Raw genomic sequence first — 16,621 nt, forward strand, 5'->3', positions numbered from 1 at the left:
CCGGTCGCGCCGCGGCCTCACGCATGGGCCGCCGGCCGGCCCAGCAGCCGCAGCACGCCCGCCGTCAGGCAGAGCGCCGCGCCGCCGCAGCACAACGTCAGGGCCGTCGCCGGACCCGGTGGGAGTCCGGCCAGGAGGACCGTGCCGGCGCCGGCGGCCGCCGCCAGGCACAGGGCGGCCGGCAGCCAGGCCACGCCGAAGGCCTGAAGCAGCAGGGAGGTCCACAGCGCCGCCGCGAGCGGCAGCAGCGTGACGGGATCGGCGTCCACCAGCAGCGCGGCGGGCAGCAGCGGGCCGAGGTAGGCCAGCAGGCAGCCGGCGAGGACGGCGGCGGACCGCACCCGGAAACCGGCGGGGGTGGCGGTGCTCCGCAGCGCGGCCACCGACAGACCCCGGTACCGGTACAGCAGCCACTCCGCCGGTCCCATGCTCAGCGTCAGCACGATCACCGCCCACGGATGGTGGCGGCCCGCCAGGAAGACCAGCGACCCGGCGGCCAGCCCGAACAGGCCGTACGGCAGCGAGCTCAGCGGGTGCGGGCGGGCGGCGTTCGGGGCCGGCGCGGCGACGAGCGCGCCGCGCAGCGCCCACCCCGCCGCGGCCACCGCGCCGAGGAGCGACAGCAGGGGCAGCCCCGCCCGCAGGACGTCGCCGGGGTCCCACCACGGCAGCGTCGCCGCACCGGCGGTCACCGGCGCGAGCGCGGCCAGCAGGAGCCGCTCCCGGCCCAGCACCAGCAGCACCCCGGCCGCCGCGAGATACCCCGACTGGACCGTCACCGCCAGGGCCGCCGCACCGGACCCGGCTAGCCACACCCCGGCCGCGGTCGCCGCGAGGGCGCCCACGGGCGCTCCCCTGGCGAGGGTGCGGCCCGCCTCCCGCCTCCCGGTCGTCAGACGCAGGTACGCCCGGTGGCCCAGCGCCTGGTTCCACGCCCAGGACAGGAGGCCGGCCACCACCAGGGCCCGCACCGTTCCCGCCGCGGGCAGCAGGTGCCCCGCGAGCGCGTAGGCCAGACCCGGCAGCGCGAACAACGCGCCGCGCAGCGCGCACCGCACGTGGTCGGGCCGCCAGGGGTCGGCGGGCCGCGGGGGGTCCGGGAAGCTGCGCGGCACCCGCTCGTACAGCGCCGTGGCGAGCGAGAACAGGTCGCGGTGCCCGTACCGCTCCGCGATCACCTCGCCGGTCAGCCCCTCGGACTCCAGCAGCGCGGCCACTTCGTAGGGGTGGACGGCGGGCGCGACACGGTCGGCCAGTTCGGCGGCCAGCCGGTCGACTGCCTCGCGCCGGACGGCGTGGCCGGGACGGACCAGGGCGAGCGTGTGCTGGTCGTACTCGCGCACGGCGGGGGCGCGTTCGGCCGCGAGCCGGAGCGCCAGCGTGTCCCGCTCCGGGCCGCCCGGTTCGAGGGCCATGGGTCCGCTCATCCGGTCGCACTCCCCACCGGGGCACCCGCCGCCGCGAACGCGTCGTCGGCCGCGGACGCGGGCGTGGCCGCGCCGCCGAACGCCGACAGTTCCAGGTAGATGGACCGGAAGGTGTCGATGGTCTGGCGGAGGGTGAACTGCTCGATGACCCTCAGCCGGGCCGCCTCGCCCATCGCCCGGCGCCGCCCGGCGTCGCGCAGCAGCTCCAGTGCCGCGGCGGCCATGGCGGCCGGGTCGCGCGGCGGTACCACGAGCCCGGCGCCGCCGACCGCCTCCCGGACGCCGCCGACGTCCGTGGACACCGTCGCCCGCCCGCACGACATGGCCTCGATCAGCGTGAACGGGAAGCCCTCGCTGATGCTGGACAGCATCACCACGTTGCCGGCTGCGTAGGCGTCCTTGATGTCCTCCACCCGGCCCTCGAAGGCGACCGCGTCACCGTGCCCGAGCTCCGCCGCCAGCGCCTCGCAGCGTTCCCGGTAGGCCTCGCCGCCCCGTGGCGTGCCGCCGAACAACCGCAGCCTGGCGTCGGGCAGTTCGGCCCGCACCAGGGCGAAGGCGCGGATCAGGGTCTCCAGGTCCTTGATCGGGTCGACCCGCCCGGCCCAGCTGAGCACGGGCCGCGCGGGCTCGGGTCCGGCGGGCGGGAACGCCGCCGGGTCGACGCCGTTGTAGACCGTGCGTATGGACTCCGGTGCGGCGCCGCCCTGTTCCTCCCACAGCCGGTTGTAGCGGTTGCCCGGGGTGATCAGGGCGGCCCGGCGGTAGGTCTCCTCGGCCAGCAGCCGGAAGAAGCCCAGCAGGAGCGCCTTCACCGGCCAGCGGTAGGGGGCGGTGCGGTAGCCGAGGTAGCGCTCGCGCAGGTAGACGCCGTGCTCCGTCAGCAGCAGGGGCACCCCGTGGCGCTCCAGCCCGGCCAGGCCCGGCAGCACGGCGACACCGCCGCTGACCGCGTGCGCCACGCCCTGTTCCGGGTACGGCGCGGCCAGCGGGCGCAGGGCGTGCTCCAGCAGCGCGGTCGCGGTCACCGCGTCGTGCAGGCTGGGCCGGGCCTCGCGCACGGGCAGCCCCGGCCGGTTCCAGACCGCCGTGAGGACGGCGATCGCCCGGTCGCCCCGCAGGAACGGACTGAGCACGCCGTCCGCGGCCGCCCGCGCCAGCCGGTACAGGGCGGGAGCGAACCCGTCCTCGGCACGTGGATCGAGCAGCGCCGTCACGAACCGTTCGTAGTCGGCGGCGAGCCGGTCGGCCCGGCGCCGCCGGGGAGCGCGCCCTTCGGGAGCGGCCCCCCACATGGGGACGGAGACGACCCGGCCGACGTGCGCGGGAACGTCCCAGACCACCGGTTCACGGCCGGTGCCGGTGACGGCGATGACGTCGAAGTCGAGGTCGGGCATGCCGGTGACGAGCTGGTCGCACCAGACGCTCACGCCGCCGTGACTGTGCGGGTAGGTGCCTTCGGTGAGCAGGGTGACGCGCGACGCGCCGGAGCGTCGCGCGCCGTGGGGAACGTGCATGGCTGTGCTCCACGGCCGAGGTGGGTGTGCGGTCCTTCGGTGACGTGCCGTGCTCAGCGCTGTGCGCCGTACGGCACCGGGTCGCTCACGCCGGCCGGCACCCGGGTGCGGGGCGCGGTGGAAGCGACGGGCCCGGGGCCGGCCGGAGGGGTGGTTCCGGTGACGGGCACGGCGGCCGAGGACGGCAGGGTGAGGGCGAGCGTCCCGCCGGACGCGGGCGTCCAGCCCGAGAGCGCGCCGGCGTAGGCGGCGCCGAAGCCCGTGCCGCCCTGCCGGGTGCCCTCGGGCATCGTCGCCGTCACGGCCACCCCGTCGGGTGCCTGCACGGTGACGGCGCCGCCGACGCGGTAGGCGGTGACCTGCCCGGTGTCGACCGCGTTCCGCCAGGCGGCGCGGCGCTGCATCTCGACGCCGATGTCCGCCATGCGGAGGTTCACCACGGGGGCGCTGTCGGCGAACAGGCCTGCGTAGCCCTCCAGTACGCCGTCCAGGACGGGGTAGGCGATGCGGTCCTCGGCGAGGTTCGACTGGTGGATGAAGTGCGGCCTGGGATCGTTGGACAGGACGTGCCCGAGCGCGATCCGGGTCTCCAGCGGCACGATGTGCTCGGCGTAGCCGGTAGCCGGGTCCAGCGGGGCGGACAGGCAGGTGGACGTCGCGGGGTTGTCCTCGCAGATGCCGCTGCCGCCCTGGGCGCGGCTGGTGTAGATCCAGTTGTACTCGTCGACCTGCTCGGCCGCCCGGCCCGCGTTGTAGAAGACGTTCATCGGGTAGCGGGAGACCGTCGTGGCGCTTCCGACCCGCCGCTGGACGGGGTCGCGGGAGTTGTCCGAGGCGAGCCAGGCGATGCCGGTGTCCGTGAGGGCGGGGCCCAGGTTGGGGTTGTCCTCGGGCTGCTGCGGGGTGACCTTCAGGCCGGAGTGCTCGCCGGTCACCAACTCGTCGTTCTCCATCGGGAGTCCGGCCGCCTCGCCCCAGACGCGGTTGGTGGCGATCTCGTCGGCGATCTCGTTCCGGCTCACCCACTGGGTGCCGCCGTCGGGGTCGGTCGCGCACTTCCACGGGACGACGGTGACGTCCTGCCGGCAGCCCAGGAAGGCGTGCGTGTAGGTGTGGTTGATCCAGCGGAACCGGTCGCGGTCGGCGATCAGCTTGTCGGCGAGCGGGTCCGCGCCGCCGTTGTCCTGGCGGTGGTCGACGCTCCCGGAGCCGTTGTAGGCGAGGTCGAGGGTGAAGTCCCGGCTCTCCTGCCAGGCGGTGGCGTGGTCGACGTCGGCCGGGACCATGCGGATCGGGTCCGGCGTGCCCTCGCCCGGCGGGCAGTCCACGTCGCCCGGCGTGCAGTTGAGCTCGGTGTCCCAGCGGTCGTCGGCCGCGAAGACGTCGTCCACGTGCACGGCGAAGTAGTTGCGGTCGGCGCCGAGGTGGACGCCCCCGGTCATCCACTCCACGATGCCCCGGGCGAGCAGCCGGAACTGCTGCTGGTGCTGGTTGTAGACGAAGGTGACGACCAGTTCGCGCCGCCCGTCGTGCCGGTACTCGCCCACCAGGGAGCCCTTCGTGGGCCGCCCCGGGATCGTGGCCTGGACGTAGGGCACGAAGTCGGCGCCGGGCGCGGGTGTCGAGAGGTAGGCGTAGGACTCGCCCACGGTGGGGGAGTTGTCCTCGAACGGCACCGATCCGTCCAGGTACCCGAAGGGCCCGGACAGCCCCGCCTCGGTCACCTCCGCACGGACGCCGTCCACGCTGCCGGCGTACCCGGTGCCGACGGCGGGCTGGAGTCCGACCTCGGGGCGTGCGTAGGTGTAGGCGTCGACCTGCGGGATCGCGTACGCGCGCTCGTAGTCGGCGAGCGCCGTCATCTCGGCGGAGCCCGCCGGGAACGGGTTGTCGTTGGGCAGGACGACGGCCTGGAACCGGGCGCGCGGTCGTCCGTCCACGGTGTCCGCGAGGAACCCGGCGTCGATCAAGGGCCGGCCGGCGTCCCGCAGGTCGACCTCCGTGTACGGCGTGCCCGCGGTCTCCAGTTCGGCGGCTATGGCGCCGGTGGCCGGCCCGCCGTCGCTCACGACCAGCACCCGCAGGTCGATGCGCGGGGCCGGTGCGTCGGCGTGGACCGGCCCGGCCGGTAGAGCGAGCGACGCGATCAGCGCGCCCACTGCGAGCGCCGTGGTGCGTATGGTCCGCTTCATGCGGTGTGATTCCCTCCCCAGGGCAGGGGAGGACAGGCTCCTGTCGGAGCACGCCCCGCCCCGTGACCACGCCGTCGCCCCCCTGAGACGCCGGTCGTCGACGTTTCCGTCGCGTCACATAGTGATGCGTGTGTGGAGCTTTTGTGTGCCTGCTGCGGAACTTGACGGAAAAGCGCACGTGTCCATGCACCCGGAACGGGCGCGGCCGTGGGCGGCCGTTCGGCGCCGGGCCGTGCGCGGCGGGCGGGGGCGCCAGGCCCCTGTGCTGCTGCGAGTCGTAGGGCGGCGACCCCGGAAGCGCTGCCTCCGGGGTCGCGTGGTGTCAGTGGTCTCGACCAGTGCGCCGACCGGGGCCGGAGCGAGATCAGGTCAGTGGTGCCGTCGCGGTCAGGCGCACAGGACGCGGGTCTCGGGCGTGTGGACCGGGCCGCCGTTGACGCTCGTGCTGTCGCTGAACTCGACGTAGAAGTACGAGTAGAAGCCGATGTTGCCGTTGCAGCCGGAGTCGGCGGCGACCTGCAGGGTCAGGGTGACGGTGCGGCTCTGGCCGGGCGGAATGGTCGCGCCGTAGTTGGTGCCGAGGTTGGCGGGTCCGGTGCCGGTGCACGGGACGGCGCCGGCCTCCGAGGCCAGGCTGCATCCGGTGAAGGCGTACTTGAGGTCGGGCCGCTGGGTGGTCAGCCAGGTCGGGTCGATCGTCTGGTAGACGAACCAGATGTCGTACGTCTTGTTGTTCTTGATCGTCATCGACAGGTTCACCGTGCCGCCCGGCTGAGTGGTCGCCGCGTCGGTGGTGAACGTCAGCTCGGCCGGGGCGGGTTCGGCCGCGCTCGCGGAGGGCGCCAGGCCGAACAGGGCGAGGGCGAGGGCGATGATCGTGGCGAGGCCGAGGCGTCTCGTTCGTGTGGATCGCATGGCCCGGGAGATTAAGCACGGCCCGGCCGCACCGTCTGCACCGTCCGGAGCGTGCGGAACGGGGCCCGGCTGGAAGTGTGCATACGGTGAAGGAGTTGTGACGGCATCGTCGTGGGGCATGGCCGCCGGTGTTCGCGCACGACAGGGCGGGGACGGGGGCTGTGCGGCCCCGTGGCGTGCCGACCGTCCGGCGTCCTGGCGGCAATGGCGCATTCCGGGTGCCCGCCGGACGGTCGGGCGGCCCGTCAGCCCGCGGGTGTGACGAAGGCTCCCGCTCGCGCCGCCGCCGCGGCGGCGGCTGCCGCGCGGTCCGCCGCCGCCTCGTCGAGCGGCTCGCCGGTGGTCAGCAGGCGGTAGTACAGGGGTGCGGAGACGGCGCGGATCACCTCGCGCGCGTCGGTGCCCCCGGGCAGTTCGCCGCGCTCGACGGCCTGCCGGGCGCAGGGCGCCCACTCCGAGACCCTGGTCTCGTAGAACCGGTGCAGGGCGGCCGCCGCGCCGGTGTCACACGTCGCGGCGGCGATCACCGCCTTGAAGAGCGCGCCCTGGCGCGGGTCGGCCAGGGTGCGCTGCACGAGCCGGGCGTTCGCGCGCAGGTCGCCGAGGAGGGTGCCGGTCTCCGTGCGGGGGAGCGACTGTTCCGCCATGTCGGCGAGCAGGTCGGCGACGAGGGTGACCGGTGTTCCCCAGCGCCGGTAGACCGTCGTCCTGCCGACCTGAGCGCGACGGGCCACGTCGGCGAGGTCGAGCCCGGCCAGGCCGTGCTCGGCCAGCGCGTCACCCGCGGCCCGGAGCACGGCGGAGCGTACGCGCGCGGTGCGCCCGCCGGGGCGGACGCTGCCCGGGTTCACGGCTTCGGACGTCATAACGGTACTCCGGTTCCATTAGTGGCTTGCTCCTGTTAGTCTCTCAGCATCTTAACGGGATATGTATCCCGTTAAGGATCGATCCATGCGACGAAGGGGAGACGGTCATGGAATTCAGAAGACTGGGAGCGTCCGGGCTCATGGTGCCGGAGCTGAGCTTCGGTGCCGGTACCTTCGGCGGCCGGGGTGAGCTGTTCGGCGCCTGGGGGACGACGGACGCCGCGGAGGCCCGCCGGCTGGTGGACATCTGCCTGGAGGCGGGGCTGAACATGTTCGACACCGCCGACGTCTACTCCGGCGGAGCGTCGGAGGAGGTGCTCGGCGCCGCGATCCGCGGGCGGCGCGACCAGGTGATCCTCTCCACCAAGGCCGGACTGCCCACGGGCGACGGTCCGGCCGACGCGGGCACCTCGCGCGCACGTCTGATCACCGCCGTCGACCGGGCCCTGCACCGTCTGGGCACGGACTACATCGACCTCTTCCAACTGCACGCCTTCGACGCCGGAACGCCGGTCCAGGAGGTGCTCGCCACCCTCGACGACCTCGTCCGGGCGGGCAAGATCCGGTACACCGGGGTCTCCAACTTCAGTGGCTGGCAGCTGATGAAGTCCCTGGCCGACGCCGACACCCACGGACGCCGCCGCTACGCGGCACACCAGGTCTACTACTCCCTCGTCGGCCGGGACTACGAGTGGGAGCTGATGCCGCTCGGTCTCGACCAGGGCGTCGGTGCCGTGGTGTGGAGCCCGCTCGGCTGGGGCCGGCTCACCGGCCGGATCCGCCGCGGCACCCCGCTTCCGGCCGGCAGCCGGCTGCACGCCACCGCCGACTACGGCCCGCCCGTGCCGGACGAACTCCTGTTCCGAGTGGTCGACGCCCTGGACGCCGTCGCCGAAGAGACGGGCCGGACCGTGCCGCAGATCGCGATCAACTGGCTGCTGCGCCGTCCGACCGTCTCCTCGGTCATCATCGGCGCCCGCAACGAGGAGCAGCTGCGGCAGAACCTCGGCGCCGTCGGCTGGAGTCTGACCGGGGAGCAGGTGGCCAGACTCGACGCGGCGAGCGCGAGGACGGCCCCCTACCCGTACTTCCCCTACGAACGCCAGGAGGGCTTCGCCCGGCTCAACCCCCACCCGCTGCGCCACGTGGCCCCATCGAAGGCCTGACCCGTGGCTCCCCGGCGGTGCGGACCCGCATTGTCAGTGCCGTGCACAACAATGCGGGCAAGCGAGATCAACACCGGCCGGAGCGGGTAGGCGGTCTCGAGTCCCCTGTCCCGGAAAGGCCGCAGCCGATGCCGCTTACCGCCGTTCACGCGCAGACCGCCGACCCACGCGCTACCCGTCGCCGCGGGCCCCGCCAGTGCGGCCCGCTCAGCGCCGCCGAGGCCGACGTCCTGCGCATCGTCGCCGACGCGCGCACCCCCGTGTTCGTGACCGTGCGCGCGGGCGGACGGCGCAGATACAGCTACTGGCGGCCACTGGACTCGGCCACCGGCCGAGGCGGCTGCTACGCGGCGCTGCCCACCGCCGAGTGCGACAGGCTGTACGCCGCCGGCCGGATCGCCCTGGGCGAGCCGCTGACCGACCCGGCCCGGACCACCCACCGTGTCACCGCCGTCCGGGCGGGGGCGGCGGCGCCCGCGCGCGCGGAGCGGGTCCGGACGCCGGCGCGGGCCGCCTGACCGGACGGAGGGGGCGGGAGCGGTCGCCCTCCCCGGCGCCGCCCGGACCCTGCCGTCAGGGCGTCAGGGCGGCCCGGAGCGCGGGATCCGACACCGTACGCCACACCGAAGGCAGCCCCTCTTCCCGCGCGCGGGCCCCCGCACGCTCCTGGCCGAGCAGCACTCCCCAGGTGAACGCGCTCTCTCCGGCCGCGTGCGCCGCCACCGCCAGTTCCCGCAGCGTCTCCTGGGCGACGACGGAGTCCTGGTGGTCGCCGAGCAGTTGCTGGAGCCCCTTGGCGCGCTTGCCCAGGCGCTTGACGGGCTTGCCGAGCACCGGACGCGCGACCTCCGCCGCGTAGCGCAGCTTCTTCGCCTGCTTGCGCGCCTGGTGCAGCGCCGCGTCCCGAGCGGCCCCCGGCGGCAGTTCCAGCGCGTGATCCACGCTCCCGGCCAGGCGGTCGTACTCCTTCAGCACCGCCCGGGTCATCGTCCGGGCGGGCTTCGCCGCGGCCCCGGCGCGCAGGGGCGGCCGCCGGAGCAGACCTTCCAGCGCGTCCAGGAGACGCAGATAGCGGTCCGAGGCCAGGGCCTCGCGGGTGTGCGTCCTGCTCTCCTCGCCCCCCGTCACGTCCCACACCCGCAGCCGGGCGGCGGCGGGACCGAGCACCAGGTCGCCGGGCAGCCCGGCCAGCCCGGCGGTCAGGCGCTCGCGCAGCACCTCCTGGTCCCGCTCCATCCCCAGTTCACCCGCGAGCCACTTGAGTTCCGCGCGCACCGGGTCGGTGGCCCGCCGGTCCAGCACCGAGCGGTAGGAGCGCAGGCAGCTGCGCAGGCGGCGACACGTGACGCGCATCCGGTGCACCCCGTCGGGCAGATCGCGCCGGGCGGCCGGATCCAGGGCCACCAGGGTGGCGACCTGCTGCTCCAGGTACGCGAGCACATACCGGCCGGGAGAGCCCGGAGCCGTCGCGGTGGCATGCCCGGGTCGCAGCGCACCCTCCGCCGCGGCCCCGGTGTCCCGCAGCGCCCGGACGAACTTCGAAGGGCTGTCCGCCCGGTTGATCCCCTTCTTGCGGAACTTCTTCTCCACGGTGTCGAGCAGCCCGGCCCCCACCCCGTCGGCGAGTTCCACCTCCACCTCCTGCCACTCGGCACGGCCGCCCCCGGGCAGCAGCGAGTCCGCGCGCACCTCGTCGATGCTCAGCTCCGCCAGCACCTCGCCCTCGGCGTCCCGCAGGTGCCGCACGGAACGGGTCGACCGGATCCGCATCACCGGACGCAGGGGCGCCCCCCGGGTGCGGGACGTGAGCAACTCGCGCAGCGCGTCCGGCACCTCGTCCGAGAGCGGTGCCCGCATCTCCTCCCGCGTGTCCCCGGTGAGCGGCAGCTTCAGGTGCCAGCCGGCGTCCGGCCCGCCCGTGCGCCGGCGCAACGTCGCCGAGGAGCCGGCCAGCCGCAGGTCGGCGGTGTCGTGGTACACCGCGTCCAGCTCCTCGGGCCCCGACGCGGTGACCGAGGCCACGGGCCCGGCACCGGTGAGGTCCGGCAGCCCGTCGACGCCGGAGGAGGACGGCTCGTACTTTCGCTCTGTCTCGCGCTTCGACTCGGTCATGCTCTGACCCTGGACGGTATCCGGCGGATCAAACGCGCCCGGCGGTGCCCGGTGCCGCGACACGTCACCGGACAGGCCCTAACCTGCGGGGACCAGCCAGGGGCGGGGATCGGTGTAGTAGCCGTCGAGGACCACCTCGAAGTGCAGGTGGGGACCGGTGGACAAGCCGGTCGAGCCCACCCGGCCGATCGTCGTCCCGGCCTCCACGGACTGGCCCACGGCGGCGTCCAGGGACGACAGATGACTGTAGGTCGTCTCCAGCCGCTTGCCCTCGATGGTCCCGTGGTCGATCACCACGCGGTTGCCGTACGCGGTGGTCGGCGCGGCGAACACGACGCGGCCCGGCCTCGCGGCGGCGACCGCCGTCCCCTGGGGTGCGGCGAAGTCCACACCGGTGTGCAGCTTGGTCACGCCGGTCAGCGGGTGCTCCCGCGAGCCGTACGGCGAGGTGATGGTGAGCGGGCTCACCGGGGCGGCGAGGAGTGCTCCGGCCGCCCGGCCCGCGCCGCCGGCGGAGTCGGTCCGGTCCAGCGCCCGGTAGCGCGGGACCAGCGCCTTCACCTCGGCGAGGTAGGCCGCGGCCGTCGGCGGGACGCGTCCCGCCTCCGTCACCGCGTCCGTTCCCTCCGCGTACGCGGCGAGGGTCAGGTCGACGAGGTCCCCGTTGATCCTGCCCGCGGTGCGCAGTTCGGTCACCTTCCCGGCCAGGGCGCAGTCCTGCCGGCCGAGTGCCATGATCGCGTCCGCCGGATCACGGGGGGACGAGTCTCCGTTGCCGTCGCCGTCCCCGCCCCAGGTCCGCCACTCGCTGTCGGTGAAGGCGGCGATGCCCTTCTGGCCCGAGAACTCGTCCGTGTCGTCGCTCCAGCCGGAGAGCTGGTCGATCTGCGCGGCGAGTACCGAAGGTTCCAGGACCGTGCAGGCCGAGGCCGCCTCGCGCAACCAGGGAATGTAGGACGGGTCGATGTCGACCGCCGCCTCCTGCGCCCTCGCGTCCTCGGGCCACGGTGTCGGCAGGCCGCCCGTCAGCGCCAGGAACGCGGCGACACCGGTGACGGTCACCAGGCCCGGGAACACCAGCAGGGTGAAGGGTCCCGGACCGCGGCGCCTGCGTTTCGGCGCCGGCTCCTGCTGTCCGTGCTGCCCGGGGTCTTCTTCCGGCCGTTCGTCGTTCACCCGGCCGCCCGCCGGGACGTGATGCTCACGGACGCACGGTAACGCCCGGTTCCCGCGGACCACATGGGACGCCGAGGCACACAACGATGCCCGTACGGGCAGAGCGGCGGAACCTCGCGGGCCGCTCCGCTCGTACGAAGGTCCCGTCCGGACCGTTGACCCCGCGGAAAACGCGAACTATCTTGCCGGACTGTACGAAGGTTAATGGACAGTAAGTCCATTAACTCGTGGTACGTCAACTGGTCTGTTGACCTGTCCGGTAGTCACCTGGAGCCGCTGTGGTCGTTCGCCCCCTCCCCTCCCGACGTCCCCCGGTCCCGCGGACCCCGGACCCGACCCCGTACGACCGGCGCCGCGCCTGGCTGATCCTCGTGATGGTCGTCGCCTTCATGATGATCAACTACGCGGACAAGTCCGTGCTGGGCCTCGCCGCGGTGCCGCTCATGGACGAGCTCGGCATCGACAAGAGCACCTACGGATTGATCTCCAGCTCGTTCTACGTGCTGTTCAGCGTCTCGGGCCTGGTCGTCGGGCTGCTGTCGGCCCGCTGGTCGACGCGCACCATGCTCCTGGTGATGGCGGCCCTGTGGGCGGTGGCCCAACTGCCCGCCCTGATGGCGACCGTCCCCGCGCTCGTCGCGGGGCGGCTGATGCTGGGCGCCGCCGAGGGGCCCGCCGCGTCGATGTCGATGCACACCCTCTACGGCTGGTTTCCGCCGGGGCGGCGCGGGATGCCCTCGGCCCTGCAGATCGGCGGCGCGGCCCTGGGCACCGCCGTCGCGGCTCCGGTGCTGACCTGGTTCATCGTGAACCTGGGCTGGCGTTCGGCCTTCGTCGCGCTGGCGATCACCAGTGCCGCCTGGTGCCTGGTCTGGTACGCCGTCGGCAAGGACGGCCCCTACGGCGGTGCCGCGGGCGCGGCGGCCTCCGGGCCGGCCGGGGCCGAAGAGCGGGACGCCTCCCGGCCCGCGGCCCGGACGCCGGCGCTTCCGCTGTCCCGGCTGCTGCTCAGCGGGACCGTCGTGGGCAGCGTCCTCAGCGCCTTCGGGTCCCACTGGGCGCTGGCGGTCTCCAGTGCCTGGCTGCCGGTCTACCTGCAGTCCCAGCTGGACCTGACGGCGTCGACCGCGTCGGTCGCCCTCAGCGCGGTCTCGGTACTCAGCCTGCTCCTGCTGCTGACCGTCCCGGCGCTGGTCGACCGGCGCAAGCGGCGCGGCCGGGCCGGCCGCGCCACCGACGGGCTCGCCCAGGGGGCGGCGGTCCTGGTGTCCGGCGCGGCGCTCGCCCTGCTGCCCTTCGCCGGGCAGCGCGCGGCGCAACTGGGGCTGGTGGCCGTGGCGTTCGCCGCCCACGCGGTGGCGATCCCCCTGCACTACGTGACCGCGGCGGCCGTCGTGCCCGCGGCCCGGCGCGGCGCCGTCTTCGGCGTGGTCGCGGCGACCGGCACGCTGCCGGGCATGTTCGTGCCCTACCTCACCGGCCGCCTGGTGGACGGCGCGACCTCCGAGGCGGCCGGTTACTCGACCGCCTTTCTGCTGTCCGCGGCCGTAATGGCCGTGTGCGGCGCGGTGGCGATGCTCGCCATCCGTCCGGACCGCGACGCCCGAGCCCTCGGCGGCGAGGGCTGAGCGGGCGGGGACGGCCGGTCCGCAGTCACTCGGGCCGGTCGAAACCGGTGGCCCAGTACCGGCCGTGCAGCGCGAAGTCGAGCAGCATGCGCACGACCTCCTCGGCCGGCAGCGGCGGGGTCTCGTGCTCGACCCACCACTGGAGCACCGACACCTGCTCACCGACCCAGACCCGGGCCAGGAGTTCCGCGTCGATCCGCGGTTTGACGTCATTGCGCTCCGAGCGGCCGCGGAACTCCTCGGCGGCGACGCGGGCGCACGCCTCGGTGAACATCCCCAGCGGCTTGCCGTCCCCCTCGCCCCGCAGCACGATCCGGTACAGGTCGCGCTCCTGCCGGGCGTGCCGCAGCATCTCCAGCACCGGCCTGCCGGTGAAGCCGACCGCGGTCTCCGCCATCGCCGGGCGCAGCCGTTCGTCGAGTTCGTCGAGCAGGTCCCGGGTGACCCGGGCGAACAGTTCGTCCTTGTCCCGGAAGTGGCTGTAGAACGTCGCCCGCGCCACGTCCGCGCGCTGGGTGATGTCCTCGACGCTCAGCGCCGTGAAGCCCCGTTCCAGGACGAGTCCGACCAGGGCGTCGCGCAGTGCCCTGCGCGTCTTGCGAATGCGTCGGTCCTCGGCCATCCCCGTCGTCCGTCTCCCTGTCCGGTGTCCGGTCCCTCTCGGCCCGGCGGTCCGCGCCCGCCCGAGCGGCAGTCAGTCTACGTACTCTTGACAGCCGATGTGTTACCGAACAAGCTGTCTGAAAACAATCAGAAAGTTCATGTTCTCGCATTGGGAGCCCGTCGTTGAACCTCGGCATCTACCTCACCCGCAGCGCCCGCCACTGGCCGGAACACCCCGCGCTGGTCTGCGACGACCGCACCTGGACGTACGCCCGTCTCGAGGAGCGCGCGAACCGGCTGGCCTCCGCGCTCGTCCGGCGCGGACTCGGCCCCGACGACGCCGTGGCCTCCCTGGCCTGGAACCGCGGAGAACTGGTGGAGGTGGAGTTCGCGCTGTACAAGGCCGGGCTGATCCGGGTGCCGGTCAACGCCCGGCTCGGGCGCGCGGAGATCGAGCACGTCCTGCGCGACGCCCCCGTACGCGTCCTCGTCTTCGACGAGGCTCACCGCGAGGACGCCCTGGCGGCCGTGGCGGCGTCGGGCACCGGCTGCCTCCCCGTGGCGCTCGACACCTCAGGGACCGCCGACGGGGCGCGTGGCACCTTCCTGTCGTACGACGACCTGATCGCCGAGGGCGGCACCGAGACCGTGGCCGTGGAGACCGCCGAGGACGCCCCCGCCGTCCTCAACTTCACCTCGGGCTCCACCGGTTCGCTCAAGGCGGCGGTGCAGACCTTCGGCAACCGGCTCGCCAACATGCGCAAGACCCTCATGAACGACGAGTCGCGCCCCCGCCCCGGCACCCGCTACCTCGCCTGCGGTCCCATCACCCACGCCACCGGCATGGTGCTGCTGGCCGGGGTCTTCGGCGGCTCCACCACCCACGTCCTGCCCGGCTGGAGCGCCGAGGCGTTCCTGGACGCCGTCGAGCGCGAGCGCATCACCGCCACGTTCCTGGTGCCCGCGATGCTCAACGCCGTGCTGGCCCATCCCGGCGCCGCCGGCCGCGACCTGTCCAGCCTCACCAGCGTCCGCGTCGGCGGGGCGCCCGTCTCCCCGCAGCGACTGCGCGACGCGGTCGCCCTGTTCGGCCCCGTCGTCGCCCAGGGGTACGGCCTGGCCGAGACCACCAGCGTGGTGGCCGGCATGTCCGGCGCCGACATCGCCCGCGCCGTCACCGACGACCCCGAACTCCTCCAGTCCTGCGGCCGAGCCGCCTACGACACCGAGGTACGGGTGGTCGACGAGCACGGAGACACGCTCCCGCCCCGCGAAGTCGGCGAGATCATCGTGCGCGGACCCGACTGTGTCGGCCGCTACTGGCAGGCCCCCGAACTCTCCGCCCAGACCTTCCGCGACGGCTGGGTGCACACCGGGGACCTCGCCTGGATGCGCGAGGACGGCTACCTGTTCCTCGTCGACCGCAAGAAGGACATGATCATCTCCGGCGGCTTCAACATCTACAGCAACGAGGTCGAGACCGTCCTGTACGAGCACCCCGCCGTGCAGGAGGCCTGCGTGATCGGAGTCCCGGACGAGAAGTGGGGAGAGGCGGTCAAGGCCGTCGTCGTCACCCGCCCCGGCACCCCGGTCACCGCCGAGGAACTGGCCGACTTCTGCGCCCTGCGCCTGGACCGCTTCAAGAAGCCGCGCTCCGTCGACTTCGTCGGCGAACTCCCGCACAACCGCAACGGCAAGCTCGACCGCAAGGCAGTACGCGAACCGTACTGGGCGCACGCCACCCGCCGCGTGCACTGAACCGGGCCGAGCCCCGGACACAGGCGCCCCGCACCGAGACCCCGGCGCCCCGCACCACTACCCCCCGGAGACCCGCCCCATGACCTTCTCCTTCCACCCCGTCCCCGACGACCCGCGCCTGGCCGGTCTGGTCGAGCGACTGCGCGGATACCTGGACGGCGAACTCGCCCAGTACGAACACGACAACGGCCTCACCCACACCTCCCGCCTCACCCGCGCCGACCTGGAACCGGTCTGGAAACGCTGCCGCGAGCTCGGCTTCTACGGCATCCACCTCCCCGAGGAGTACGGCGGCCAGGGCCTGACGTACACCGAACTCGCCGTGCTCAAGGAGGAGATCGCGGCCTCCGGACGGGTCCTCGGACACAGCGTCCTCGGCGACATGGGCGGCCCGCTGCGCGCCGGCGACATCCTGCGCCACGCCACCGCGCACCAGCTCGACACCTACCTGCTGCCGCTGGTGCGCGGCGAACGCGCCTGCTGCTTCTCCCTCACCGAGGCCGACGCCGGCTCCGACGTGCGGGCCATGCGCACCACCGCCGTGAGGGACGGCGACGGCTACCGGCTCACCGGCCACAAGGTCTTCAGTTCCGCCGGCCCCTTCGCCGACTTCGCCATCGTCGTGGCGCGCACGGCCGACACGGAGGAGGAGTCCTACTCCGCCTTCCTCGTCGACCTCGACAGCCCCGGCTGCCGGGTCACCGACGGCGCCACCCCCATGTCCGGGGAACACATCGAGAGCGACATCGTCCTCGACGACTGCCGTGTCCCGGCCGCCAACCTCCTGGGCGAGGAGGGCAAGGGGCTGCGCATCGCGCTGGGCCGCGTCACCGTCAACCGCCTCCTGCACTGCCCGTCCGCCATCGGCGCCGCCCGCCGCGCGCTCCACCTCACCCGCGACCGTGCCCTCAGCCGCACGGTGAACGGCAGGCCCCTGCTCGCCCTCCAGGCCATCCAGCACAAGCTCGCCGACATGGCCGCCGGCCTCTACGCGGCCCGCTCCATGACCTACGCCGCGCTGGCCGCCCTCGACCGGGGCGAGGACGTGCGCACCGAGGCGTTCATGTGCAAGCTGTTCGTCGCCGAGTCGGCCTTCCGCCTGCTCGACGAGGCGGTGCAGATCCACGGCAAGGACGGACTGACCCAGGGCCACGAGATCGAGTACCTGTTCCGCAAGATGCGCATGTTCCGGGTCCTGACCGGTACTTCGGAGATCCAGCGCAACGGCATCGCCAAGGGCCTCGCCACCCTGACCTGACCG

13 protein-coding genes are annotated in these 16,621 nt (G+C 73.7%); 5 read left to right on the plus strand and 8 right to left on the minus strand.

Annotation, left to right across the window (positions count from 1 at the left end; translation table 11 throughout):
• Positions 1-17 precede the first annotated feature (17 nt).
• The 5 genes from ACFW47_RS24725 to ACFW47_RS24745 form a co-directional block, all read right to left on the minus strand.
• Positions 18-1,427 (minus strand): hypothetical protein, encoded by a 1,410-nt coding sequence (locus tag ACFW47_RS24725; RefSeq protein ID WP_386307126.1) that lies wholly within the window; start codon positions 1,425-1,427, stop codon positions 18-20.
• Entirely contained in the window at positions 1,424-2,944 is a 1,521-nt protein-coding gene (gene pelF, locus ACFW47_RS24730) for a GT4 family glycosyltransferase PelF (protein WP_386307127.1), read from the minus strand. Before pelF ends, ACFW47_RS24725 begins: the two co-directional genes overlap by 4 nt.
• A gap of 53 nt (positions 2,945-2,997) precedes the next feature.
• Positions 2,998-5,136: a hypothetical protein gene (locus ACFW47_RS24735; RefSeq protein ID WP_386307128.1), complete on the minus strand. Its 2,139-nt coding sequence runs from the start codon at positions 5,134-5,136 to the stop codon at positions 2,998-3,000.
• Between the two features lie 387 nt (positions 5,137-5,523).
• Entirely contained in the window at positions 5,524-6,051 is a 528-nt protein-coding gene (locus ACFW47_RS24740) for a hypothetical protein (protein WP_272589169.1), read from the minus strand.
• Between the two features lie 245 nt (positions 6,052-6,296).
• The gene (locus ACFW47_RS24745; protein WP_386284299.1) at positions 6,297-6,917 is read right to left on the minus strand and encodes a TetR/AcrR family transcriptional regulator C-terminal ligand-binding domain-containing protein; all 621 of its coding nucleotides are present in this window, start codon (positions 6,915-6,917) and stop codon (positions 6,297-6,299) included.
• Between the two features lie 107 nt (positions 6,918-7,024).
• Here ACFW47_RS24745 and ACFW47_RS24750 point away from each other — a divergent pair, with 107 nt between their 5' ends.
• Together ACFW47_RS24750 and ACFW47_RS24755 are read left to right on the plus strand one after the other, a co-directional pair.
• Positions 7,025-8,083, plus strand: coding sequence for an aldo/keto reductase (locus tag ACFW47_RS24750; RefSeq protein ID WP_386284297.1), 1,059 nt, complete (start codon positions 7,025-7,027; stop codon positions 8,081-8,083).
• A 128-nt stretch (positions 8,084-8,211) separates the two neighbouring features.
• The gene (locus ACFW47_RS24755) at positions 8,212-8,601 is read left to right on the plus strand and encodes a hypothetical protein (protein WP_386307130.1); all 390 of its coding nucleotides are present in this window, start codon (positions 8,212-8,214) and stop codon (positions 8,599-8,601) included.
• A 55-nt stretch (positions 8,602-8,656) separates the two neighbouring features.
• Here the strand turns inward: ACFW47_RS24755 and ACFW47_RS24760 are convergent, their stop codons facing one another.
• On the minus strand, positions 8,657-10,195 hold the full coding sequence (locus ACFW47_RS24760; protein WP_386307132.1) for a CHAD domain-containing protein: 1,539 nt from the start codon (positions 10,193-10,195) through the stop codon (positions 8,657-8,659).
• 78 nt (positions 10,196-10,273) lie between these two features.
• On the minus strand, positions 10,274-11,371 hold the full coding sequence (locus ACFW47_RS24765; RefSeq protein WP_386307134.1) for a M23 family metallopeptidase: 1,098 nt from the start codon (positions 11,369-11,371) through the stop codon (positions 10,274-10,276).
• A gap of 278 nt (positions 11,372-11,649) precedes the next feature.
• Between ACFW47_RS24765 and ACFW47_RS24770 the strand changes: the two genes are divergently transcribed.
• Positions 11,650-12,999 carry an MFS transporter gene (locus tag ACFW47_RS24770; RefSeq protein ID WP_386307136.1) on the plus strand — a complete coding sequence of 450 codons (1,350 nt, stop codon included), beginning with the start codon at positions 11,650-11,652 and terminating at the stop codon, positions 12,997-12,999.
• A 25-nt stretch (positions 13,000-13,024) separates the two neighbouring features.
• Here ACFW47_RS24770 and ACFW47_RS24775 read toward each other — a convergent pair whose 3' ends face one another.
• Positions 13,025-13,621 carry a TetR/AcrR family transcriptional regulator gene (locus tag ACFW47_RS24775; protein ID WP_386284285.1) on the minus strand — a complete coding sequence of 199 codons (597 nt, stop codon included), beginning with the start codon at positions 13,619-13,621 and terminating at the stop codon, positions 13,025-13,027.
• Positions 13,622-13,785: 164 nt separating this feature from the next.
• On the opposite strand from ACFW47_RS24775, the gene ACFW47_RS24780 reads away from it, so the two are divergent.
• Both ACFW47_RS24780 and ACFW47_RS24785 read left to right on the plus strand, forming a co-directional pair.
• Positions 13,786-15,360 carry a class I adenylate-forming enzyme family protein gene (locus ACFW47_RS24780; protein ID WP_386307138.1) on the plus strand — a complete coding sequence of 525 codons (1,575 nt, stop codon included), beginning with the start codon at positions 13,786-13,788 and terminating at the stop codon, positions 15,358-15,360.
• Between the two features lie 79 nt (positions 15,361-15,439).
• Positions 15,440-16,618, plus strand: a complete 1,179-nt coding sequence (locus ACFW47_RS24785; RefSeq protein WP_386307140.1) for an acyl-CoA dehydrogenase family protein — start codon at positions 15,440-15,442, stop codon at positions 16,616-16,618.
• Positions 16,619-16,621 lie beyond the last annotated feature (3 nt).

It is taken from the genome of Streptomyces sp. NPDC058796 (assembly GCF_042745235.1).
GTDB lineage: Bacteria > Actinomycetota > Actinomycetes > Streptomycetales > Streptomycetaceae > Streptomyces.

Bases quoted from the DNA above. Each gene is read 5' to 3' on its own strand.
- ACFW47_RS24785 (WP_386307140.1), top strand. From the start codon at position 15,440: ATGACCTTCTCCTTCCACCCCGTCCCCGACGACCCGCGCCTGGCCGGT.
- pelF (WP_386307127.1), bottom strand. From the start codon at position 2,944: ATGCACGTTCCCCACGGCGCGCGACGCTCCGGCGCGTCGCGCGTCACC.
- ACFW47_RS24760 (WP_386307132.1), bottom strand. From the start codon at position 10,195: ATGACCGAGTCGAAGCGCGAGACAGAGCGAAAGTACGAGCCGTCCTCC.
- ACFW47_RS24775 (WP_386284285.1), bottom strand. From the start codon at position 13,621: ATGGCCGAGGACCGACGCATTCGCAAGACGCGCAGGGCACTGCGCGAC.
- ACFW47_RS24740 (WP_272589169.1), bottom strand. From the start codon at position 6,051: ATGCGATCCACACGAACGAGACGCCTCGGCCTCGCCACGATCATCGCC.
- ACFW47_RS24755 (WP_386307130.1), top strand. From the start codon at position 8,212: ATGCCGCTTACCGCCGTTCACGCGCAGACCGCCGACCCACGCGCTACC.
- ACFW47_RS24735 (WP_386307128.1), bottom strand. From the start codon at position 5,136: ATGAAGCGGACCATACGCACCACGGCGCTCGCAGTGGGCGCGCTGATC.
- ACFW47_RS24725 (WP_386307126.1), bottom strand. From the start codon at position 1,427: ATGAGCGGACCCATGGCCCTCGAACCGGGCGGCCCGGAGCGGGACACG.
- ACFW47_RS24745 (WP_386284299.1), bottom strand. From the start codon at position 6,917: ATGACGTCCGAAGCCGTGAACCCGGGCAGCGTCCGCCCCGGCGGGCGC.
- ACFW47_RS24750 (WP_386284297.1), top strand. From the start codon at position 7,025: ATGGAATTCAGAAGACTGGGAGCGTCCGGGCTCATGGTGCCGGAGCTG.